General features: G+C 39.1%; 21 protein-coding genes. 19 read left to right on the plus strand and 2 right to left on the minus strand.

The window, feature by feature from the left end:
* Positions 1 to 31: 31 nt before the first annotated feature.
* From lgb_RS01045 to lgb_RS01095, 11 genes are all read left to right on the plus strand, one after another.
* Positions 32 to 238, plus strand: coding sequence for a hypothetical protein (locus tag lgb_RS01045; protein ID WP_019291414.1), 207 nt, complete (start codon positions 32 to 34; stop codon positions 236 to 238).
* Positions 239 to 581: 343 nt separating this feature from the next.
* Positions 582 to 1,244, plus strand: coding sequence for a Crp/Fnr family transcriptional regulator (locus lgb_RS01050; RefSeq protein ID WP_019335976.1), 663 nt, complete (start codon positions 582 to 584; stop codon positions 1,242 to 1,244).
* 248 nt (positions 1,245 to 1,492) lie between these two features.
* Positions 1,493 to 2,362 carry an aquaglyceroporin Gla gene (gene gla, locus lgb_RS01055; RefSeq protein ID WP_003133793.1) on the plus strand — a complete coding sequence of 290 codons (870 nt, stop codon included), beginning with the start codon at positions 1,493 to 1,495 and terminating at the stop codon, positions 2,360 to 2,362.
* Positions 2,363 to 2,904: 542 nt separating this feature from the next.
* Positions 2,905 to 3,756 (plus strand): MetQ/NlpA family ABC transporter substrate-binding protein, encoded by an 852-nt coding sequence (locus lgb_RS01060; RefSeq protein ID WP_019293605.1) that lies wholly within the window; start codon positions 2,905 to 2,907, stop codon positions 3,754 to 3,756.
* Between the two features lie 21 nt (positions 3,757 to 3,777).
* The gene (locus lgb_RS01065; RefSeq protein ID WP_019291411.1) at positions 3,778 to 4,854 is read left to right on the plus strand and encodes a methionine ABC transporter ATP-binding protein; all 1,077 of its coding nucleotides are present in this window, start codon (positions 3,778 to 3,780) and stop codon (positions 4,852 to 4,854) included.
* Positions 4,855 to 5,550, plus strand: a complete 696-nt coding sequence (locus tag lgb_RS01070; RefSeq protein ID WP_003133796.1) for a methionine ABC transporter permease — start codon at positions 4,855 to 4,857, stop codon at positions 5,548 to 5,550.
* A gap of 20 nt (positions 5,551 to 5,570) precedes the next feature.
* A complete protein-coding gene (gene pepV, locus lgb_RS01075) occupies positions 5,571 to 6,992 on the plus strand; it encodes a dipeptidase PepV (RefSeq protein ID WP_019291409.1) in 1,422 nt (473 codons plus the stop codon).
* A gap of 98 nt (positions 6,993 to 7,090) precedes the next feature.
* Positions 7,091 to 7,378 carry a helix-turn-helix transcriptional regulator gene (locus tag lgb_RS01080; protein WP_003133798.1) on the plus strand — a complete coding sequence of 96 codons (288 nt, stop codon included), beginning with the start codon at positions 7,091 to 7,093 and terminating at the stop codon, positions 7,376 to 7,378.
* A 171-nt stretch (positions 7,379 to 7,549) separates the two neighbouring features.
* Entirely contained in the window at positions 7,550 to 8,455 is a 906-nt protein-coding gene (locus lgb_RS01085) for a LysR family transcriptional regulator (protein ID WP_003133799.1), read from the plus strand.
* 97 nt (positions 8,456 to 8,552) lie between these two features.
* Positions 8,553 to 9,254, plus strand: coding sequence for a phosphoglycerate mutase (locus lgb_RS01090; protein ID WP_003133801.1), 702 nt, complete (start codon positions 8,553 to 8,555; stop codon positions 9,252 to 9,254).
* 126 nt (positions 9,255 to 9,380) lie between these two features.
* Complete coding sequence (locus lgb_RS01095; RefSeq protein WP_019294194.1) at positions 9,381 to 11,537, plus strand: penicillin-binding transpeptidase domain-containing protein; 2,157 nt, start codon at positions 9,381 to 9,383, stop codon at positions 11,535 to 11,537.
* A gap of 37 nt (positions 11,538 to 11,574) precedes the next feature.
* Here the strand turns inward: lgb_RS01095 and lgb_RS01100 are convergent, their stop codons facing one another.
* Positions 11,575 to 12,507 carry a TDT family transporter gene (locus lgb_RS01100; RefSeq protein WP_019294195.1) on the minus strand — a complete coding sequence of 311 codons (933 nt, stop codon included), beginning with the start codon at positions 12,505 to 12,507 and terminating at the stop codon, positions 11,575 to 11,577.
* 158 nt (positions 12,508 to 12,665) lie between these two features.
* Here lgb_RS01100 and lgb_RS01105 point away from each other — a divergent pair, with 158 nt between their 5' ends.
* A complete protein-coding gene (locus tag lgb_RS01105; RefSeq protein ID WP_019294196.1) occupies positions 12,666 to 13,508 on the plus strand; it encodes a LysR family transcriptional regulator in 843 nt (280 codons plus the stop codon).
* On the opposite strand, the gene lgb_RS01110 is transcribed toward lgb_RS01105, so the two are convergent.
* Complete coding sequence (locus tag lgb_RS01110) at positions 13,471 to 14,388, minus strand: alpha/beta fold hydrolase (protein WP_019294197.1); 918 nt, start codon at positions 14,386 to 14,388, stop codon at positions 13,471 to 13,473. The genes lgb_RS01105 and lgb_RS01110 overlap by 38 nt on opposite strands.
* Positions 14,389 to 14,655: 267 nt before the next feature.
* Between lgb_RS01110 and recR the strand changes: the two genes are divergently transcribed.
* From recR to lgb_RS01145, 7 genes are all read left to right on the plus strand, one after another.
* Positions 14,656 to 15,258 carry a recombination mediator RecR gene (gene recR, locus lgb_RS01115; RefSeq protein ID WP_017368792.1) on the plus strand — a complete coding sequence of 201 codons (603 nt, stop codon included), beginning with the start codon at positions 14,656 to 14,658 and terminating at the stop codon, positions 15,256 to 15,258.
* 12 nt (positions 15,259 to 15,270) lie between these two features.
* Complete coding sequence (locus tag lgb_RS01120) at positions 15,271 to 16,320, plus strand: D-alanine--D-alanine ligase (RefSeq protein WP_019294198.1); 1,050 nt, start codon at positions 15,271 to 15,273, stop codon at positions 16,318 to 16,320.
* A 239-nt stretch (positions 16,321 to 16,559) separates the two neighbouring features.
* Positions 16,560 to 16,826 carry a metal-sensitive transcriptional regulator gene (locus tag lgb_RS01125; protein WP_019294199.1) on the plus strand — a complete coding sequence of 89 codons (267 nt, stop codon included), beginning with the start codon at positions 16,560 to 16,562 and terminating at the stop codon, positions 16,824 to 16,826.
* A gap of 105 nt (positions 16,827 to 16,931) precedes the next feature.
* A complete protein-coding gene (locus lgb_RS01130) occupies positions 16,932 to 18,263 on the plus strand; it encodes a UDP-N-acetylmuramoyl-tripeptide--D-alanyl-D-alanine ligase (RefSeq protein WP_019294200.1) in 1,332 nt (443 codons plus the stop codon).
* A gap of 314 nt (positions 18,264 to 18,577) precedes the next feature.
* Positions 18,578 to 20,251 (plus strand): peptide ABC transporter substrate-binding protein, encoded by a 1,674-nt coding sequence (locus lgb_RS01135; protein ID WP_019294201.1) that lies wholly within the window; start codon positions 18,578 to 18,580, stop codon positions 20,249 to 20,251.
* A gap of 73 nt (positions 20,252 to 20,324) precedes the next feature.
* Complete coding sequence (locus tag lgb_RS01140) at positions 20,325 to 21,242, plus strand: ABC transporter permease (protein ID WP_003133819.1); 918 nt, start codon at positions 20,325 to 20,327, stop codon at positions 21,240 to 21,242.
* Between the two features lie 15 nt (positions 21,243 to 21,257).
* A complete protein-coding gene (locus tag lgb_RS01145) occupies positions 21,258 to 22,292 on the plus strand; it encodes an ABC transporter permease (RefSeq protein WP_003133820.1) in 1,035 nt (344 codons plus the stop codon).
* Positions 22,293 to 22,306: the final 14 nt, after the last annotated feature.

Raw genomic sequence — 22,306 nt, forward strand, 5'->3', positions numbered from 1 at the left:
AAAGAAGAACAAAACAGAGAGGAGAATAATTATGAAATTCAAATTCAGTGGGATTTCTTCATATGAGGAAAAAGCAACACCAAACTTTATGGGGGAAGCAAATTCGCACAGTATTATAAAAGAGTTCGACAGCATGGATCAAGCCATTCAGCATGTTGTGGATAATAATGGTTTTATGGTGACAGACAATGGCAAATTTGCCTTCCATGTCCGTACAATTACCCAAGAGGACGAATAAAATGTTAAAGGCATGCCAGAGTGCATGTTTTTTATTATCATTCTTTTTGCTTTAGCAAATTAGAATGATAATACGCAGGGAGCGAAGCGAGTTGTGAACAACCTTAAATTCTTTTTGCTTTAGCAAATTAGAATGATAATACGCAGGGAGCGAAGGAGCTAGAAAAATTCTGCCTCAGACAAAGAGTAACAAATGTTAGCGACAAAGTATGTACATTTTTTTAAAATAAGTAAGGAGAGTAGAAAAACTTTAATATAAAATTGAAGCCATTATTTTAATAAACAAGTTTAAATGGTGGTATAATAACTGTTGTATTAAAGGAGTAGATGAATAAAAAAGGAAGATGACAAAAGAATTTATAGAATATTTACTGCGATTACTGGAAGAAAAAGAAGTAAATGTTGTGACTCAAAGACGGCATAGCTACGTGATGTATCAGGGAATTGAGTCAGATTATGTGTATATACTTAAAGAAGGTGTAGCTAAAATCAGCAATATTATGAGGGATGGACGTGAGTTTAATATTGCTTATGTAACAGAACCGGATTTTGTTTCCTTGCTCGAAGAAAAGCAAGAAAATGGTATCTCAGCTCTTTTCAATGTACGGGTCGAATCAGAAGAAGCAAGTTTTTATCGCGTGCAACGTCAAGAATTTTGGAAATGGGTAATGAGTGATCTGACCTTGTTCCGCATCGTTGATGATTTTTATCAAAGAAGATTAGCCATGAACTTAGAACTCTTGCAAAAGATGACAATCAATGGAAAAAAAGGTGCAGTTTGCGCCTGTATCAATAGCTTAATCAACGAATTTGGGATAAAGAAAAGAAACGGTATTCTGATTGATTTTCCAGTAACAAATGAAGACATTGCCGGTTTTTGTGGCATATCAACACGCAATAGCGTAAATCGTATTATCCGAGATCTTAAAACGGAAGAAATTATTGATATTATTGATAACAGGATTATGGTTTACAACTCAGAATATTTTGAGGATTATATTAGCTAAAAAGACTGGATTCAGTCTTTTTTTCTTTATAAAATATTGTTATTTTTAATTTCAAATACAAGAGCAATCGCTTACATGAAGCCGTTTCTCCCCTTTTCTCTCGTCAAACAAATTTTCTGTTCAAGAATTCACATCTTTTTAGCCAAAATAAAAAAAACGTGCTATAATGTCTATGTATAACAAAAGAGTTTAACATTAGTTAATCTCGTTTTTATTTTGTCATTAATTTTTATTACTTGGAGGAATTCATGGACTATTCATGGACAGTGAAATATCTCACTGAATTTATTGGTACTGCCCTTTTGCTTATCTTGGGTAATGGTGCCGTAGCGAACGTTGAACTTAAAGGTACAAAAGCCTTTGGTCAATCTTGGTTGATTATCGCTTGGGGTTACGGACTTGGTGTAATGTTACCAGCCGTAGCTTTAGGTAATGTCACAGCTCAAATCAACCCAGCCTTTACACTTGGACTTGCAGCATCAGGATTTTTCCCTTGGGCACAAGTGCCATTCTATATTCTTGCTCAACTTCTTGGAGCGATGTTTGGTCAGTTGATCGTCGTAATGGTTTATCGCCCTTACTATCTCAAAACAGAAAATCCAAATGCTATTTTAGGAACTTTCTCAACAATCGATAACGTTGATGATGGCACAATCACTACACATACAGGTGCCTTGGTTAATGGTTTCTTGAACGAGTTTGTTGGATCATTCGTTCTCTTCTTTGGAGCGATGGGCTTAACAAAACTTTATCGTGGTGTTGAATCAATCAACTGGATGACAAACTACGCATCGCAACAAGGTGCAGATGTAACAAGTGCAGATGTTACTGGACAAATCGCAGCATCAGTATCAGGTGCAGCTTCATCAGCAGCAATCAGCCACGTTGTCCTTGGTTTCCTCGTGCTCGTATTGGTTGCTTCACTTGGAGGACCTACAGGTCCTGGTTTGAACCCAGCACGTGACCTTGGTCCACGTATCTTGCACTCACTTTTACCAAAATCTATTTTAGGTGAAAACAAAGGGGACAGTAAATGGTGGTATTCATGGGTACCTGTTACAGCACCTATCCTTGCAGCACTTGCCGCTGTCGCTTTGTTCAAAATCATGTATCTATAATCTTAATACGCCTAGGAAAATTCCAATAGGACTTTCCGTCAAACAGTTAGGGCTTTAGCCACAAATGTTAATAGCGGATTATGACCGATTAACCCTCATCTTTGGATGAGGGTTTTATTATTTTAAAAGTGGACATTAAAAATTTGTAAAGCTAACCGAAAATAAATTTGATAGAATAAATTCATAGTCAAAAAGCAAAGAAAGCGACTAGGAGAGTAAAAGCGAAAGTTAGCACAGGGAGCTTGCAGCTAGTGAGAGCAAGACTAATGGAAACTTTGAAAATGGCCTAGAAATCGCGTAACAGTGAGTTTACTTTCTAAATAAACTGTTAACGGAGTGGTTCTCGTTATTGAACACATTATTTTTGGGGCAGTCTTGCTTGTCACCAAAGATAATTAGCAAGACGTAAGACATCCTTTTTTGGTATTTTACGTGAAATTAGAATGGTACCACGATAATTCGTTTCTATTTATAGAGGCGGATTATTTTTTTTGTTTTTGACTATACTGTTATTATTATTGTTAATAAAGGGGAGACTTATTATGAAAAAGAAAACAAGAAACAAAATTATTGCTGTTGTAGCGCTCGTCGTTGTCGTACTTATCGGCTACTTCTCATTCTTCAAGAAGGATGTTGCTGAGGATAAAACCGTTAAGGTCGGTATTATGTCAGGTTCAAAGGAGAGTACGAAGATTTGGGATTCGGTAGCGAAGACGGCAAAAGATGAATACGGTATTAATCTCAAATTTGTCCGCTTCACGGACTATAACCAACCCAATACAGCCTTGGTAAACGGTGATGTGGACATTAATGCATTCCAACATTATGCTTTCCTTAAAGAATGGAATGATGCCAATAATGCTGATTTACAACCCATTGGCGATATCTTAGTTTCACCAATTCGTCTTTACTCGAAGAAACATACAGATGTGAAGGAGATTCCTAATAAAGGAACAATTGCGGTACCTAATGATACCTCTAACGAAAGTCGTGCCCTTTACGTTTTAGAAAGTGCTGGCTTGATTAAGTTAGATACAAAGGCTGGAGCTTTAGCCACAGTTAAAGATATTACTGAAAATCCAAAAGATTTGACGATCAAAGAATTGGACGGGTCGCAAACAGCTTCAGCCCTGTCTTCAGTTGATGCAGCAGTTGTAAATAATGACTTTTCAGTTCCTGCAGGTTTGACAAACAAGGAAGTTATTGCAACAGAACCTTTAAATGAAAATTCAAAACAATGGATTAACATTATTGTGGCACGAAAAGACGATAAAGACAATCAACTTTACAAAGATGTTGTTAAAGCCTATCAAACCAAAGAAACAGAAGAATTATTTGCAAAATTGTACCCTGAAAAAGGAACAATTCCTGCTTGGAATTTGAAATTGAAATAATCATAAATAGTGGAGAAGAAGATGGCAATTATTGAACTAAATAATATCAGAGTTTCCTATGAGACCAAGAAAAATAAGGTGGATGCAGTCAAAGATACAACAATCCATATCGAAAAAGGCGATATTTTTGGAATTATCGGCTACTCAGGTGCTGGCAAGTCAACGATTGTCCGTACGATTAATCTTCTGCAAAAACCAAGTGCTGGTGAGGTGAAAGTCAATGGCAAGGTTCTTTTTAAAGCGGGAGCTGATGGTAAGGATCAAGCTAAAATTAAGACGGCAGAGCTCCGTAAAGAACGTCAAAAAATCGGAATGATTTTCCAACATTTCAACCTCCTTAATGAAAAAACGGTTTTTGAAAATATCGAATTTGCGCTTTTACATAGCCCTTTATCTGATAAACAGAAGGAAGAAAAAATTCGTGACTTGCTTAATCTTGTTAGTTTGTCAGAGTTTGAAGAAAAGTACCCAGCCCAATTATCAGGTGGACAAAAGCAACGTGTAGCTATTGCGCGTGCCTTGGCGAATGATCCCGAAATTTTGATTTCTGATGAAGGAACATCTGCTTTGGATCCAAAAACAACTAATCAAATTTTGGACTTGTTGAAGGATCTCCAAAAACGTTTGGGTCTCACTATCGTTTTAATTACTCATGAAATGCATGTCGTGAAAGAAATCGCCAATAAAGTTGCAGTTATGCAGAATGGTGAAGTGATTGAGCAAAATAACCTTTTAGAAATCTTTGCCCATCCTCAAGAGCAACTGACACAACAATTCATCGATACCACATCGAATGTCTCTCGTTTTATTCATTCATTGACTGAAAATGATACATTCAGTGACCTGGCAGACGATGAAGAACTGATCTATTTGTCTTATTATGGCAATCAATCAGGAGAACCAGCTATGTCGGAAATTACCCGCAAATTTGATGTTTCAACGAATATCTTCTATGGGAATGTTGAGGTTCTACAAAATACACGTTTTGGTTCTTTAGTCGTGTCTCTAAAAGGAACAGAAGAAAATCGTTTGGCTGCTAAAGAATATTTGGCAGGCCAAAATATTGAGTTTACAGTATTGAAAGCGCAGGTGAAATAGATGACAGCATGGTTTACAGAACATTTTCCAAATGTTGTAGCCTTAGGTTTACACGGAGATACAGGTTGGGTGACTTCAATCATAGAAACACTCTTTATGGTTTTTTGGTCAGGGCTTTTTGGTGGGCTTCTTGGACTGGTATTTGGTGTCGCTCTTGTTGTGACTAACGAAGGAGGGATTACGCCTCATCGTGCACTTTATTCTTTTTTGGATAAGTTTACATCAATTTTCCGTGCGGTACCCTTTATCGTTTTACTTGCTATTATTGCTCCTGTCACTCAAAAAATTGTGGGTACACAGATTGGAACAACAGCAGCTTTGGTCCCTTTGACACTTGGTGTCTTTCCTTTTTATGCACGTCAAGTTCAAGTTGCTTTAGAAAGTGTAAATAAAGGGACGGTCGAAGCAGCACAGACTGTAGGCGCTAATTTCTGGGATATCGTCTTTACAGTCTATCTTCGTGAAGAACTTGGTAGTTTGATTCGGGTATCTACCGTTACGATTATTTCCTTGATTGGTTTAACAGCTATGGCGGGTGCGATTGGAGCAGGAGGATTAGGAAACACAGCCATCGCATATGGCTACAATCGCTTTTCTAATGATGTGACCTTCTTGGCAACCTTACTTATCCTGATTTTGGTTCTTTTGGTTCAGGTTATTGGCGATACATGGGCAAAGAGCGTGACCCATAAATGATGTAAACTGGGGGACAGTGCATGACGATTGATTTTAAAAGTGAAGTAGAAAAACGTAAAGAGGTCTTTTTGCAAGACTTAATTGCGTTACTAAAAATAAACTCTGAGCGAAATGATGAAGAGGCTAACGGAGAATTTCCTTTTGGTCCAGGACCGAGTCTTGCTATGCTGGAGTTTCTAAAGATTGCCCACAAAGATGGTTTCAAAACAGCAAATTTTGAGAATTATGTTGGAGAAGTACATTATGGTCAAGGTGAAGAAACATTGGGGATTTTTGTTCATGCTGATGTTGTTCCAGCAGGTCAAGGCTGGACAAATCCTCCTTATGAACCAACACTTAGAGAAGGACGGTTGTATGCTCGCGGTGTTCTAGATAATAAAGGACCTGCACTGGCCACCTATTATGCTTTGAAAATTTTGAAAGAGGCTGGTGTACCTTTCTATAAAAAAGTAAACTTTATTATTGGAACTGATGAAGAGAGTGGATGGAAGGATATGGCTTATTACCTTCCCAAAGTACAATTGCCAGATTTTGGCTTCTCACCAGATGCACGCTTTCCGGTAGTTAATGGTGAAAAAAGTAATCTTACCGAGTATCTGCACTTTGGACATAAAAATGACGGTGACTTTATTCTCCATGATTTTAGGAGTGGCATACAAGAAAATTGTGTGCCAGAAGAGGCTAAGACTTTGATTACGAGTCCTCTCGACTTGAAAGTCGATTTTGAAAAATACCTGGAGAAGAACAGGCTGGAAGGAAGATTTGCGAAAACAGGAGCAAAAACTTCCTTACAAATTAAAGGGAAATCAGCACACAGTTCCACACCAGAAATTGGAGAAAATGCTGCAACATATTTAGCCAAGTTCCTTGCTGCATATGATTTTGGAGCAGATGCACAAAAGTTTCTAGAAGTGGCTGGCCAGAAGCTTCACCAAGATTTTGAAGGAAAGAATATTGGAATTGCTTATGAAGATGAGGACATGGGTAAACTGTCGGTCAATCCTTCTGTCTTTCACTTTGCAGAGGATGGACAGGAAAATAAGATTGCACTCAATATCCGTCACCCGAAAGGTTTGACAGAGCAAGATATCCAAGAACGACTTAGTAAGCATTTGACTGCTTTTATCCAGAAAGTAAGCATTAGTGCGCTTATTAACTACCAACCGCACTATCTTTCACCAGAAGATCCGTTAGTGCAAGTGCTTTTGAGTACTTATCGCGAACACACGGGTGATGACAGTCCACCACAAACAGTAGGTGGTGGAACATATGGGCGATTAATGAAACGCGGTGTAGCTTATGGGGCTCTTTTCCCTGATTCTGCATTTACTATGCACCAAACTGATGAGCACATAAAGCTTGAAGAACTTTATAAAGCTATTGAAATCTACACAGATGCCATTTATCGTTTGGTTTGTGTAAAAGACGAGAAAAACGCTTAGGAATCAGTGACTTTTGGGAAAAAAATATTGCAAAAAGCCTCAAAAGATGATTAAATAGTAAAAGTAACACAGATTTAACAAAATCATCAGGAGGAAGCATGGAAAACAGAATTCGTGAATTTAGACAAGCTCAGAAACTTTCTCAGGAAGATTTGGCGCGCATCGCTCACGTGAGTCGACAAACCGTCAATGCTATCGAAAATGATAAATACGATCCCGAACTTCTGCTAGCTTTTAAATTAGCAGAGATTCTGGGAACTAAAGTCGACGACCTCTTTACTTTTCAGCTTAGTCATGTGAAGAAAAAAGAAGAAGATGTCTTCTGGTGTGAAAAATATCAATGTGTCCTTTGGAAACGTGCAGATGTCGAAAAAAGAGCAAACTAAGTTATAAAATAAAATAAAAAGCCTAGTCAATAGTGTATAATTGAACTATAGGCTTTTTTTAATGTTGCGGCGGGTTTCACCCTTAGTGCGAAACCAAAAAGGGAGAGTGAAAAGAGTTCCCGGGAATAGTATTTATTAATTAATGCTAAAGAAATATCAAGGAGTGCAAAAATGAACATCAAACAGCTTCGTTATGTTGTGGCTATCGCTAACAGTGGAACCTTTCGTGAGGCGAGTGAGCAGCTCTTTGTGAGTCAGCCATCTATGTCAATTGCGGTTAAGGATTTGGAGCAAGAGCTTAATTTCCAAATTTTTGAACGGACAAACACGGGAGCCAGCTTGACGATTGAAGGTGAACGTTTCTATGAGCAAGCGCAAGCGATTTTACGAGACTTTGAAGCTTTTGAGTCGAAATATGCAAAGCCGAAAGAAGCCGAACGACATTTTTCAGTTGCAAGCCAGCACTATGATTTTCTTGCTCCTGTAGGTGTTGAATTTTCAAAGAAAAATCCTGAAATCAAGAATTTTCGTGTCTTTGAATCAACGACTTATAATATTTTACAAGAAGTGGCTCAAGGGCATAGCGAGCTTGGTGTTGTGTACTTGAATAAGCATAATCGTTCTGGTATTCTCCGTATGCTGGATAAGCTGGAGCTAGATTATGAAGAGCTTTTTATTTCACAAACACATATTTATTTACGTAAAAATCATCCTTTGACACGTAAGAAAAGCATCAAAACAAGTGATTTGAAAGCTTTAGACCGTGTTCGCTTCACTCAAGAAAATGAACAATTTCTTTACTACTCGGAAGACCTTGTGGAAACTTTTGAAAATACTTTTATTTATAATGTGACCGACCGTGCAACCTTAAATGGTATCTTGGAGCGTACAGATGCCTATGCGACAGGTTTAGGATTTATTGATAAGGAAAGTGTACACAATGTCACGGTTATTCCAATGGATGGAGATAATGTAAACAGCTTGATTTTGGTTAAACAAAAAGGTCAACTTTTAACAGATGCAGCCAAGTCTTACAAGCGCAGTTTAGAAGTTTATTTTGAAAATTATAAGTTTTAGCCAGCCTAGAGTCTAGGCTAGAAAAAATATGAAAATTAGTGTAAAATAGAGCAGTATACAAATTTTGTAAAACATTTAACATAGGAGAACTCACATAATGGTAAAATTAGTTTTTGCACGTCACGGTGAATCAGAATGGAACTTGGCTAACCTTTTCACAGGTTGGGCTGACGTGGACCTTTCAGAAAACGGAACACAACAAGCAATTGATGCAGGTAAACTCATCAAAGCTGCAGGTATCGAATTTGATATCGCGTACACTTCTGTATTGAAACGTGCGATCAAAACTACAAACTATGCACTTGAATACTCTGACCAACTTTGGGTACCAGTTGTAAAAACTTGGCGCTTGAACGAACGTCACTACGGCGGTTTGACTGGCTTGAACAAAGCTGACGCTGCTGCAAAACACGGTGATGAGCAAGTTCACATCTGGCGTCGTTCATATGATGTATTGCCACCAGCAATGCCACGTGATGATGAGTACTCAGCACATGCTGACCGTCGTTATGCTAACCTTGAAGATAGCCTTATCCCTGATGCTGAAAACCTCAAAGTTACACTTGAACGTTCATTGCCATTCTGGGAAGATCAAATCGCTCCAGCATTGAAAGATGGTAAAAACGTATTCGTTGGTGCGCACGGTAACTCAATCCGCGCATTGGTAAAACATATCAAACAGCTTTCAGATGATGAAATCATGGATGTTGAAATCCCTAACTTCCCACCACTCGTGTTCGAATTTGATGATAATTTGAACCTTGTTAAGGAATACTACCTTGCACCAAAACAAGCATAAATAATACGATAAGACCTGCATCAAGCAGGTTTTTTCTTTTCTTTAAAAAATGTAAGGTAAAATACAGCTTATTGTGGTAAAATGTTTAGGTATAAATATGACGAGTTAAAATTAGGATAGGGTTCCATGTCTGAGAAAAGAAAAACACGAAACGAATTAAACGGAAAAAAAGATAAAACACGTAAGTTATTAAAAAACCCAACCATGTTGGCATCTGGGCGCGTTAAGCTTCTCTTTTTTGTCATCACGGTTCTCTTTTTAGTTTTGATTGGTAAGCTGTACCACATGCAAATCATGAATCAGAGCTTTTATGAAAGTAAACAAGCAGGGGGCGCAGGCTCGCTACAAATCGTTCAAGGCGCACCTCGTGGGAATATTTATGACGCGAAAGGTGTTCCTTTAGCGACAACAGAACCTGTTGAAGCGATCGAGTACACGCGCGGGCAAAATACGACAGCAGATGATATGCGTAAAATTGCGGACCGTCTTGCTGGCATCTTAACTTTAGACAATGATTTTAAACAAATTACCGAGCGAGATAAAAAGGATTATTTTTTGGCTGATGCCAACAACTTGGAGAAAATTGCTAAAAGTCTGACTAAGGACGAAAAAACAGATGAGAAGGGGAATTCGCTTTCAGGTTCTGAAATTTATAATGTCCAACTCAGTAAGGTAACCGAGACGGATATTAACTTTAATGAGCAGCAAATGTTTGCAGTCAAGCTCTTTAAAGAAATGAATTCAACAACAATCTTTAATACAACGATTATTACAACAAGTAATCTTACAGCAGAACAGCAGGCTTATATTGGAGAACATGAGGGCGAACTGCAGGGGATTTCTGTAGGAACTAGCTGGAACCGCAAATATGCGGATACAGCGCTTAAGCCTATATTAGGTACGGTAACGACTCAGAAACAAGGGGTTCCAGAAGAATTGCTGGATGAGTATCTTAAAGAAGGTTTCCAACGCAATGACCGTGTCGGGACTGCCTTTTTAGAAAAGGGCTATGAAAAGTACTTGCAAGGGACACATACGATTAGTAACGTATTGACCGATAAGCAAGGCAATGTCACTGGAACGGAAGTGAAACAAAAAGGGAGCAAGGGAGATAATCTCAAACTTACGATCGATTTGAAATTCCAAGATGCTGTTGATAAGATTTTGGAAACCGAAATGAACAATATGATCGCGGATGGTTTTGGGACTTATTCTCAGGGCGCATATGCTGTTGTGTTGGACTCTAAGACGGGCGCGGTTTTAGCCTTATCGGGGCTTGAACGTGATGAAAAAACAGGGGCAATGCAAAGTAACACTAATGGTACTTTCCAATCTGCTTTTGTCCCTGGTTCGGTAGTTAAGCCAGCAACGCTGACAGCAGGCTGGAATGCTAATGTTATTGCCGGTAATCAAATTCTCAATGATATGCCTATCCAGATAGCAGGGTCAAGTTTGATCGAATCATGGTTTACCAATGGCATCCTTCCAATTAATGCTGTTCAAGCCCTAGAATATTCTTCTAATACATATATGGTTCAAATAGCACTCAAGTTGCTAGGTCAACCTTACGTTCCTAACATGGCTGTTGATGGTACAGACCGTGTAGCTGCCTTCAAAAAGCTACGTGAAGCCTTTGCTTCCTATGGAATGGGAACCTCAACAGGCTTTGACATTCCTGGAGAAACACAAGGCTACATCAAAGATGCAAATAACATAACAGTTTCTGACTTGCTCATGGAATCTTTCGGTCAGTTTGATACCTATACACCACTTCAACTTGCAACATACGGTATGACCTTGGCAAATAATGGTGAGCGTTTAGCACCGCATATTGTGGATGGTATCTATGAAACCAACTCTGAAGGAGGCATGGGTAAACTCGTTAAAAATATCACGCCGAAAATCATGGACAAAGTAAATATCACTCCAGAAAACATGGATGTCCTACATAATGGTATGTATCAAGTCGTTCACGGAAATGACTTTGTAAATGGGCAAATCGGTGCTACAGGTTACTACATGCGCCCTTCACAAGGTGCTGAAGTTTCTATTTCTGCTAAAACAGGTACTGCCGAAGTAACATATGTGGCCCCAGATGGCACAAGTGTACCCGTAACAGTAAACAATGTTGTCGCTTATGCACCAACCGAAAACCCACAAATTTCTATCGGTGTTATGGTTCCGCAAACTACAGTTAAAGAAGGTGGTGTGACCTCGAAGATTGGTCAAAATATCACACGTGAGATTACTAACCTCTATAACTCTATGTATCATTTTAAATAAAATAAAAAAAACCAGCTCAATGAGAGTTGGTTTTAATTTAAGCTTTTTTGACTAAAAAGTAGCTATAACGAATCAAAACGTAAGTAACTGCGAAGAAGGCAATTACAAGTTCTATCACGGAGAGAGGAGTAAGTAAGGCTGTTAAGGCCGGATAACTTTGAGCCATAAGATGAACCGCAGTAGCAGAAATAACCAAAGGGAAGGTAAAGGCAGCGTAGCTTGGGTAAAAAGGTAGACGGAGCAAAGGAATAACGAGGACCACAGTCGCAAGATAAATCAACTGTGAAAGCAGGAATAAACAGAAAACAAAAAGATTTGACTTGCTTTCTGTCACAGTGAGGTAGGCTGCTAAACAGAGAGAACCTGGAGCTGTAAGGATGGTGATGAGTGGAAGCGTCGACTCATGCATTTTTTTGAAAATAAAGATACGATGTGTAATAATCGGGAGCAATATAAAGTAGAAGAGGAGCGCAGGCCAAAGTACGATACGGCCGATTTCTAAATTAAATACTGTTGCTGTATTGGGGATAACACCCAAGCCTACAAAGGTAATAAACCAGCTCGGATAGACATGGACCATTCCGACTTTTTGCGGCAAGATGTGAAGAGCAACAAAATAAGCCATCAAGAGAAAATGTAGGAAGATAGCAAGCAGCCAAATGAAGTAAACTAGACTTGAGTGAGGGAAAATCCTATTGAGAAAGACACAAATGACCATCCAAGCCATAGTGAAAGTTGGGGAAACTGAGCCAATGATAGGATCCTTAAGAGCTTCCAGCAGATGGCGCATCGTAAAAATAAGTTTCAACATGATCAAAAACATAAAAAAGAGACCAACAAGGTCAAAAGTATTTCCTAGAAAGGTGAATCCTTTGGAATAAAGTAGATTTCCCAAGGAGACCATACCTAAAATTAGACCGCAAATAGGGATAGGGATTTTTTTCAAAAAATTTAAAAACATTTGTTTCATCGAGAACTCCTAGTATTTACATGATTATTGAGTATGAACTGTAGTGAAGCTAACAGTTCAAGCACTGCTTTAAGTATAAAACACTTGATTTAATTTGTAAAATGAATTATTGTAATTATAGTAATAGAAAAAAGTAATAAAAAAATAAAGGAGATATAATGTTTTCACTGTTTGAAACCTTCATCGCCATATATGAAACGCGGAGTTTTACCAAAGCAGGGCAGTACTTGTTTATTTCCCAGCCCACAGTGACGGTCAGGATAAAGAAATTAGAAGAAGAAGTGGGCAATTCGCTTTTCATTCGCGGAAAGAACCGCGAAGTCATTCCTACGGAAGCAGCAAAATTGCTGTATAAGAAAGCAGTCCAGTATGTTCAAGACTGGGAAAACTTACAATCTGAACTCAATCAGACGACACTTGCCAAGAAACCTTTTAAAATTGGGATATCACAGAGTGCAGCCATCGGAATTATGCCTTTGCTATACCCTAAACTTGTTCCTTACTTAGATCAGATTGATTTAAAAATATCTATGTATGATTCAGAAAAAGTTTTTAATAAGGTTGAAAATCATGATTTGCATTTTGGCATTATCGAAAAACCTTTGGCAAGTGAGCAGGTAGAAGCCTTTCCACTGTTTAAAGATGAATTAGTTCTTGCAGGTAACTTAGAGAGCGAAACTTTTTTTACAAGAGAAATTGGTTCAGGTGTAGGGCATTACATCAAGAAATATCTCCAAGAAGAAAGTTTTAAACCACGTTACTTGGTAAGAATGAACAATAATGACATGATTATTGCCCATATTCAAGCTGGCTTAGGTGTGTCTTTAATTTCAAAACGCTTTATTTCAGAAGGAATGCCTTATCAAAGTTTAGGCAACAAATATCAGCGGAGCTTTACCAGCATTACTTATGCAGAAGAAAAAGACCCTCTTATGCTAGAAATTGTGCAGCATATCAGAGAATCTATTGTGGGAGATGTTGCATTAACCAGTCGCCAATAGTGTGGTAGACCTCTTCATATTCTGTCTCAAAGAGAATCTCATGACGTAATTCAGGAAAAAGCTGGAGTTTGAGGTGTTTAAATCCTGCTTTTTGGAGTTTCTGATAAACTTTTTGCGGTCCTTTACCCCAGTCGCCGACCGGATCAGCAGCACCGCTAATAATTAGAATTGGCAAGTCCGCGGGCATATTATACATCCAGTTTTTTTGATTGGCTCTATGGACTAGTGAGAAAAGTGTCGCAAAACCATTACGTGTAAACGTAAAGCCGAGTAGAGGATCATTTTCATAGGAAGAGACATTACTTTGATTTTTCGAAAGCCAGTTAAAATTCCCTTTTTCAGGGAATTTTTTGCTATAGCTACCAAAAGCAAGCTTATCTATCAAAGGAGCGACAACTTTTGGTTTTTTTTGACTTATTTTCTTAATGAAGGGCAGGAAGAAATTCAAATGGAGAGGACTTGTCCCCGTTCCCATAAATATCACCCCCTGAATATCAACAGGATAATCTTGCAGAACGTTACGCAAAGCAAAAGAACCCATACTGTGTCCCATCATGAAATAAGGCAGTGTGGGGAGCTTTTTCTTTGCCCAAGTTTTGACTTTATAAATATCAGAGATGACATTCTGGGGACCAGCGGTACCAAAGTAACCGTAAAGGGGCTCTTTCTGCTGTACAGAATGCCCATGTCCTAAGTGGTCATGACCGACCACTGCGAATCCCAAACTATTGAGGTAGAGGGCAAAAGCATGGTAGCGTTCAATGTTTTCTGCCATACCATGAATGAGTTGGATTACCGCCTTTGGATGTTCCAGCGGCCAGTAAAGCAGATGTAGCTCAGTTTGCTCATCGCTAGATTGTAGGGTGTATTGTTCAACCATATCGGAAAGTCCTCTTTCAGTAAATCATTATCAGGATTGAAATTTATTATAACAAAAAAAAGGACAAGCTGCTGCTGCCTTGAGAGTCATTGTTGCTCTTTGAAAGCACATTAGGCTTAAATGTACAGAAATTTAAGTTATGGTATAATACACAATATCTCACATTCGCAGAGTAGAATAGTTCCACAGAATATGAGGATAATTCTCTGAGCGAAAGGTGTGGTATAATAGTTATGACTTTATCACACAGAAAGAAGAAAGGAACACATGGTCTATTATCCTGAACCAATCGCTAAACTTATAGAAAGCTTTAGCAAACTGCCCGGTATCGGGCAAAAAACAGCAACACGTCTAGCCTTTCACACGATTGGTATGGATGATCAAGATGTTAATGAATTTGCCCGAAACCTTATTTCGGCAAAACGTGATTTACGTTTTTGCTCGGTTTGCGGTAATCTGACTGAGAGTGATCCCTGTGCTATCTGTGAAGACCCTCTGCGTGATCGCACAACCATATTGGTTGTAGAGGAAAGTAAAGATGTCTTAGCAATGGAGAAAATCCGTGAATACAGAGGACTGTATCATGTTTTGCACGGAACGATTAGTCCAATGAATGGTATCGGACCGGACGAGATTAACGTGAAAAGTCTCTTAACTCGTCTCATGGGAGACAGTGAAGTAGAAGAAGTTATTCTCGCGACAAATGCAACATCTGATGGTGAAGCAACGGCGATGTATCTTTCACGGATGATTAAACCCGCCGGAATCAAAGTGACCCGCTTAGCGCGTGGCCTTGCAGTTGGCTCAGATATTGAGTATGCGGATGAAGTTACCCTATCCAAAGCAGTTGAAAATCGTATGGAAATTTAAGTGGAGAAAATTATGTCAAAAGAAACATTGATTTTATTATATGGTGGTCGAAGTGCAGAGCGAGAAGTTTCCGTTCTTTCAGCTGAAAGCGTAATGCGTGCAGTAAACTATGACAAGTTTAGAGTGAAGACTTACTTTATCAGTCAAGCTGGTGATTTTATCAAAACACAAGAATTCACTGAAACACCCGCAGAAAATGAAAAATTAATGACCAATGAGACGATCAAGCCAGAACAAAAAGTTGCACCATCGGATATTTATGAAAAAGATGCAGTGGTTTTCCCTGTTTTACATGGGCCAATGGGCGAAGATGGCTCAATTCAAGGCTTCTTAGAAATTATGCGCCTAGCTTATGTTGGTCCCAATATTTTATCGGCCAGCAGTACAATGGATAAACTTTTAGCTAAGCATGTATTTAGTGCTGTAGGTGTACCGCAAGTTCCTTATGTTGCGGCATATGCTGATGAAAATCAAGAAAAAATTCATGCAGAAGTTCAAGAGAAACTGACTTTCCCTGTTTTTGTCAAACCGGCCAATATGGGTTCAAGCGTTGGCATTTCTAAAGTCAGCAGCTTAGAAGAGCTAGAAGCAGGTCTTGCAGAAGCTTATAAATATGATAATCGTGTGGTGATTGAACAAGGGGTTAATGCACGAGAAATCGAATGTGCTGTTTTAGGAAATGGGGGCAAAGTGCGTTCAACACTGCCTGGCGAAGTCGTTAAAGACGTTGATTTTTATGACTACCGTTCAAAATACATCGATAATAAAATCGAAATGGCCATTCCTGCAGATATTCCAGCAGAAGTCGCACAGAAAATGCGTAACTATGCAGAGAAAGCTTATCAAGCAATGAATGGTGCGGGACTCTCACGTTGTGACTTTTTCTATGATGAACAAGGAGATATCTATCTCAATGAAATTAATGCCATTCCAGGATTCACGCAATGGTCAATGTACCCATTGCTCTGGGAAAATATGGGACTTTCATACAGTGAGTTGATTGAAGAACTTGTTTCTCTGGCTCAAGAAGCCTTCGAAATTCGTGAAAGTCATCTCTTATAAAAATAGAACAACTTCAGGCCACGAACCTGAAGTTTTTATTATCATTCTTTCTGCTTTAGCAGAATAGAATGATAATACGCAAGGAGCAAAGCGAGTGGTGAACCCTTAACCATTCTTTCTGCTTTAGCAGATTAGAATGACAATACGAGAGAAGTAGAGTACGCAGTGTGTGGGCTGAGCACACTCTTTTTGACAAATTATGAGGCGCCCTATATAATGAGAGGAAAGAGGAGATACACATGGGAACAATTTACGACAGCAAGACCAAAAATAGATTGAAAAGAGCTGATGGTCAACTGCAAGGCGTGTTGCGCATGCTAGAAGAAGAAAAAGATTGTGATGCTGTAGTGACACAACTTAAAGCAGTACGTTCAAGTTTAGACAGTTTGATCGGTCTGATTGTAGCTGAAAATTTACAAAACTGCCTTCTACTATTAGAAGATGACGATGAAAAAGAACGTGAGAAGAAAATAAGTCAAGCCATAAAAATGATTATTAAAAAGTAATTGTTTTTGAATAGAAGGTTATAAGGCTACCGTTGACAACCGTACGCTGTCTTTTTATGGCGAATCGGTGCGTTATGAAAGGACTTTTGATATAATAAACTCATCATGAAACTAACACTACACGAAATAGCCCGCATTGTCGGCGCAACAAATAATTGGTCAGAACTGGCAGATACAGAAATTCATAATATTGAGTTTGACAGCCGCAAAATCCAAGAAGGTGATCTTTTCTTGCCACTTAAAGGTGCAAGAGATGGTCACGCATTTATTGAGACAGCCTTTGCACAAGGTGCTCTTGCGACATTCGCTGAACAAGAAGTAGCCGAGCCCCATTTACGTGTTGAGGATTGTCTAGAAGCTTTCCAAAAATTAGCCCAGTATTATCTAGAAAAAACAGCAGTAGAAGTTATCGCTGTGACGGGATCAAACGGGAAAACCACAACCAAAGATATGATTCAGGCTGTACTTTCGGAAAAATATAAAACCTATAAGACACAAGGCAATTATAATAACGAAATTGGAATGCCTTATACCATTCTTCATATGCCTGACGATACTGAAAAAATCGTATTGGAGATGGGCATGGATCGTCTGGGGGATATTGACCTTCTATCTAAAATAGCTAAGCCTAAAATTGCTCTTGTTACGCTTATTGGTGAATCACATTTGGAATTTTTCGGTACACGCGATAAAATTGCTGAAGGAAAGCTTGGAATTAAAGCGGGCTTGCGCCCAGATGGTGAACTTATTGTGCCTGCAGATAAGATTATTAATAAGTATTTACCAGCAGACACAAAAATTACCCGTTTTGGACCAGATGAGGATATTTTTGTTACACAGCTTATCGAACACAAGGATCAACTCAGTTTCACAACAAACTTCTTAGACGAAGAAATTACAATTCCGGTGCCGGGTAAATTTAATGCAACTAACGCAATGCTTGCGGCTTATGTGGGTAAGCTGCTTGACATTGATGAGACCAAAATCAAGCACGCCCTGTCTCATGTTGCCTTGACACGTAACCGTACAGAGTGGAAGAAGGCAAGTAATGGCGCAGATATTCTTAGTGATGTTTACAATGCTAACCCAACGGCCATGAAGCTTATCTTGGAAACCTTCCAAGCCATACCTAAAAATGAAAGTGGACGGAAACTCACTGTTCTTGCTGATATGCTCGAACTAGGTGATCAAGCTCCAGAACTTCACGCAGGAATTGCCGCAGCAATTGATTTCTCGAAAATGGATCACGTTTACCTCTATGGTGACTTGATGAAATATTTGCTAGCAGAATTACCAGAAGATAAAGTATCGTACTTTACCGACCTTAACCAATTGACGGAGACACTCCAAAACACGCTTCAACCTCAAGATCAACTTTTACTCAAAGGATCTAACAGCATGAAATTAGGAACAATCGTTGAAGAGTTACAAAACTAAGCACGCAAGTGCTTTTTTATTATCATTCTTTCTGCATTAGCAGAATAGAATGATAATACGCGAGGGGAATTAGCCTCGCTTTTTTTCTTTTTCTAAAGAAGTATTGTGCTAAGAGCAAAATTATATTGTGAAATTGTCAGATAATGTTCGGAAATGACGTATAAAAAAATTAAATGGCAAAAATTTAGAAAAAATATGTAGAAAAGTCTTTACAATTCAGATTGAATTAAGTATAATAGAGAACATAATAAATTTTCAGACAATAATAAACAAATGCAAATTGTCGGATAAGTCAAACAGAAAGAGGATGTTACATGGATAATTGGAAAAAAGTATCATTAGGAACACTTGCCCTGGCTTCGGTCGGGCTCTTGGCAGCATGTGGAAATGGCGGAGGTGGCTCTAAGACAGCTAACCCACAACTTTCCGTTCCGACAAATATTGCTACATTGGATTCGGGCTTGGCTACAGACACTTACTCAAACCTCTTCATCGGGAATACCCAAGAAGGATTGACACGTGTAGATGACAAAGGTGTGGCGCAAAACGCGATGGCATCAGATATTAAAGTCTCTGATGATGGCTTAACATATACCATCACTTTGCGTGATGACTTGAAATGGTCAAACGGCGATGAATTGACAGCAAAAGACTTCCTTTATTCATGGCAACGTGCTGTAAACCCTGCAACAGGTTCACAATACGCTTACTTGCTTGGTAACATCAAGAACGCCAATGAAATTAACACAGGTAAGATTAAAGACCTCAATCAGTTGGGTGTAAAAGCTAATGGCGACCACGAGTTGGTGATTACTTTGACACAACCAACACCATACTTTAAATTCCTCTTGGCAAACAGCGTTTACTACCCTGTAAACAAATCAGCTGTTGAAGAATTTGGTAAACAATATGGAACTTCATCTGATAAAGTCGTTTACTCTGGACCATTCATCTTCAAAAAAGATGCTGGTTGGACAGGGACAAACAACAGTTATTCTCTTGTGAAAAACCCAGATTACTATGACAAAGACAATGTAAAATCAGACGAAATTGATTACACTGTTCAATCTAACCCGAATACAGCGGTTCAACTCTTCAAACAAGGAAAATTGGACCAAGCCAGCTTAGGTACGATGGACTTATACAATGCTAATAAAGGTTACAATGATGGTAAAGATCTTGTTGTCTTGAAAGAAGCAACTACAGCTTACCTTCAATATAACCAATCAGGCGGTGGTACAACAAGCCCAGAAGTCGCTAAAGCATTGCAAAATAAAAATATCCGTGATGCTTTGAATCTTGCGACTGACCGTAAGAGTATCGTTGATCAATTCATTCCAGCGGGTACAGTAGCACAAACATTCACACCAGCAGGTATGTCTGTCACAGCAGATGGTAAAGACTTTGCTGAATTTGCAAAACAAGATTACAACTTCGATGCTACAAAAGCTAAAGAACTTTGGGAAAAAGGTCTGAAAGAAATTGGTGTGACATCACTGAACATTCAGTACACAACCGATGCTGATGCACCTGTATCAAAATCAGTCGCTGACTTCTTGCAAGCTTCACTTTCTAAAACATTGCCAGGCTTGACACTTACTCAAAAAATCGTACCTTTCCAACAACGTTTGAAAGATTCACAAAACCAAAACTTTGATATCGTTCTTTCACTCTGGGGTGGTGACTACGCTGAACCATCAACATTCTTGCAACTCTTTGCAGATGGCTCAGGTTATAACGATGGTAAATTTGTAAATCCTGCATATCAAGCAGCTTGGACAAAAGCATCAACATTGCCAGTAGTCTTGGATGACAAAGCACGTGATGCAGCATATAAAGATGCTGAAGCAGCACTCTTTAATGAATCAAGCATCAACCCATTGTATTACCGTGCAACACCAGCACTCCGTAACCAACACCTTAAAGGTTTGCAATTCAACTCAACAGGTTTGTCTTACGATCTCAAAGGTGTTTACATCGAAAAATAGTAGGCACTAACATCAAACGAATAAGTAGGGCTTATGAGGCCTACTTTTCGTGTTTTTATTAAGGAATTTTTATATGTTAGCTAAATATCTTGTAAAACGTATCTTATTGATGCTCTTAACATTATTTGTGGTTATTACAGCGACTTTCTTCCTGATGCAGGTAATGCCAGGAACACCCTTTAATAACCCCAAATTAACCCCAGAGCAAATTCAACAACTAAATGTTGCATATGGTTTAGATAAACCTCTTATTGTGCAGTACTTCATTTATCTTCAAAATGCTTTCACAGGTAACTTCGGTACATCATTTACCTTTGCCAACCAACCTGTAAGCACAATGATCGCACAACGTCTTCCGGTTTCAGCACAACTTGGTTTCCAAGCCTTGATTATCGGTGTCGTTGTCGGAACATTCTTTGGTGTTGTTGCTGCCCGCTTTAAAAATACATGGGTCGATGGACTTTTGAGTATCATTTCTACAGTCTTCTTCTCAGTACCTTCCTTCATCGTAGGTACTTTACTCCTCCTTTACTTTGGTTACACTTGGGAACTTCTTCCAGTATCAGGCTGGGGAACGTTTGCGCAGACTATCTTACCGTCGCTTGCGCTCTCCTTTGCTCCAATGTCACAGGTCATGAGTTTTGTCCGTGCACAGATGATTGAGTCGCTTTCATCAGACTATATCCTCTTGGCACGTGCCAAAGGTTTATCTGATCGTGAAGTCTTATGGAAACATGCGATCCGTAACTCATTGATTCCAATGCTGACACTTATTGGCCCAATGAGTGCCGGGCTCTTGACAGGTTCTGTCCTCATCGAGTCAATTTTCTCGATTCCTGGTATCGGTCAACAGTTTGTACAGTCGATTCCTTCAAAGGACTTCCCTGTCATCATGGGTACTACAGTTGTCTATGCCGTAATGTTGATGGCGATGATTTTGATCACCGATATTATTACAGCATTTGTTGATCCACGTGTACGTTTGGACTAGAAAGGAGGGGAGAAAATGGAAAATATTAACAGCAAATTTAAACTTGTAACAAACCGTGATTTTGAAGCGAGTGAAATGATCGCAAAACCTGCCCTCACTTTTTGGCAAGATGCATGGCGACGTTTTAAGAAAAATAAAGTAGCAATGGTAGCGATGGTTGTCGTTATCTTCACCCTGTTGTTCTCTGTGGTTTCAACATTTTTTGTCCCACAATCAGCAGCCAATAACTTTGATCCGAATGCGGTTCAAACCTATAAAAACTTACCTCCTAAGCTAGGAAATGTAAATATTCCTGGTTGGAACGGTAATTTTGCAGCACCAGGAAGCACAATCGCAGAAGACCTGTACCAAGTACAAAATGTACCAGAAGGTGAATCTTTTATCTTTGGTACAGACTCTTTAGGACGTTCGATTGCTAAACGTACAATCGTTGGTTTGCGTATTTCCTTGATTATCGCTTTTGCCTCTATCGTCTTTGACGTACTGATCGGGATTACTTATGGTTTAATCTCCGGTTGGATTGGCGGAAAAGTGGACACGGTCATGCAACGTATCATTGAGATTATCAGCTCTATTCCAAGTTTGGTTATTGTAACCATGTTTGGTCTCCTACTTGGGCAAGGTATTGTTTCAATCGTCCTTGCTATTGGTCTCTTTATCTGGACAGGTATCGCCCGGCAGGTAAGGAATATGACCCTGTCTCTTAAGGAACGTGAGTTTGTTCTTGCTGCGAAGACCTTAGGTGCCAGCCCGTTCAAAATCATGGTTAAACACCTTATTCCAAACATGTTAGGTGTTATTATCGTACAAATTATGTTTGATATTCCATCGGTAATTTTCTTTGAAGCGGTTCTTTCGGCGATTAACTTGGGGGTTAAACCACCAACAGCATCGCTAGGTTCATTGATTTCAGATGGTATTCAAAGCTTGCAATTCTATCCATTCCAAGTTGCAGTACCTGCAGTAGTCTTGTCTCTCCTGTCACTCGCCTTCTTCCTCTTTGGTTACGGCTTACGTGACGCTTTCGATCCAAAATCAGGCCAAGACTAAGAAATGAGGAAGTA

This window comes from Lactococcus petauri (genome assembly GCF_023499275.1).
In the GTDB taxonomy this organism is placed as follows: Bacteria; Bacillota; Bacilli; order Lactobacillales; family Streptococcaceae; genus Lactococcus; species Lactococcus petauri.

Bases quoted from the DNA above. Each gene is read 5' to 3' on its own strand.
- lgb_RS01045 (WP_019291414.1), top strand. From the start codon at position 32: ATGAAATTCAAATTCAGTGGGATTTCTTCATATGAGGAAAAAGCAACA.
- lgb_RS01050 (WP_019335976.1), top strand. From the start codon at position 582: ATGACAAAAGAATTTATAGAATATTTACTGCGATTACTGGAAGAAAAA.
- gla (WP_003133793.1), top strand. From the start codon at position 1,493: ATGGACTATTCATGGACAGTGAAATATCTCACTGAATTTATTGGTACT.
- lgb_RS01060 (WP_019293605.1), top strand. From the start codon at position 2,905: ATGAAAAAGAAAACAAGAAACAAAATTATTGCTGTTGTAGCGCTCGTC.
- lgb_RS01065 (WP_019291411.1), top strand. From the start codon at position 3,778: ATGGCAATTATTGAACTAAATAATATCAGAGTTTCCTATGAGACCAAG.
- lgb_RS01070 (WP_003133796.1), top strand. From the start codon at position 4,855: ATGACAGCATGGTTTACAGAACATTTTCCAAATGTTGTAGCCTTAGGT.
- pepV (WP_019291409.1), top strand. From the start codon at position 5,571: ATGACGATTGATTTTAAAAGTGAAGTAGAAAAACGTAAAGAGGTCTTT.
- lgb_RS01080 (WP_003133798.1), top strand. From the start codon at position 7,091: ATGGAAAACAGAATTCGTGAATTTAGACAAGCTCAGAAACTTTCTCAG.
- lgb_RS01085 (WP_003133799.1), top strand. From the start codon at position 7,550: ATGAACATCAAACAGCTTCGTTATGTTGTGGCTATCGCTAACAGTGGA.
- lgb_RS01090 (WP_003133801.1), top strand. From the start codon at position 8,553: ATGGTAAAATTAGTTTTTGCACGTCACGGTGAATCAGAATGGAACTTG.
- lgb_RS01095 (WP_019294194.1), top strand. From the start codon at position 9,381: ATGTCTGAGAAAAGAAAAACACGAAACGAATTAAACGGAAAAAAAGAT.
- lgb_RS01100 (WP_019294195.1), bottom strand. From the start codon at position 12,507: ATGAAACAAATGTTTTTAAATTTTTTGAAAAAAATCCCTATCCCTATT.
- lgb_RS01105 (WP_019294196.1), top strand. From the start codon at position 12,666: ATGTTTTCACTGTTTGAAACCTTCATCGCCATATATGAAACGCGGAGT.
- lgb_RS01110 (WP_019294197.1), bottom strand. From the start codon at position 14,388: ATGGTTGAACAATACACCCTACAATCTAGCGATGAGCAAACTGAGCTA.
- recR (WP_017368792.1), top strand. From the start codon at position 14,656: ATGGTCTATTATCCTGAACCAATCGCTAAACTTATAGAAAGCTTTAGC.
- lgb_RS01120 (WP_019294198.1), top strand. From the start codon at position 15,271: ATGTCAAAAGAAACATTGATTTTATTATATGGTGGTCGAAGTGCAGAG.
- lgb_RS01125 (WP_019294199.1), top strand. From the start codon at position 16,560: ATGGGAACAATTTACGACAGCAAGACCAAAAATAGATTGAAAAGAGCT.
- lgb_RS01130 (WP_019294200.1), top strand. From the start codon at position 16,932: ATGAAACTAACACTACACGAAATAGCCCGCATTGTCGGCGCAACAAAT.
- lgb_RS01135 (WP_019294201.1), top strand. From the start codon at position 18,578: ATGGATAATTGGAAAAAAGTATCATTAGGAACACTTGCCCTGGCTTCG.
- lgb_RS01140 (WP_003133819.1), top strand. From the start codon at position 20,325: ATGTTAGCTAAATATCTTGTAAAACGTATCTTATTGATGCTCTTAACA.
- lgb_RS01145 (WP_003133820.1), top strand. From the start codon at position 21,258: ATGGAAAATATTAACAGCAAATTTAAACTTGTAACAAACCGTGATTTT.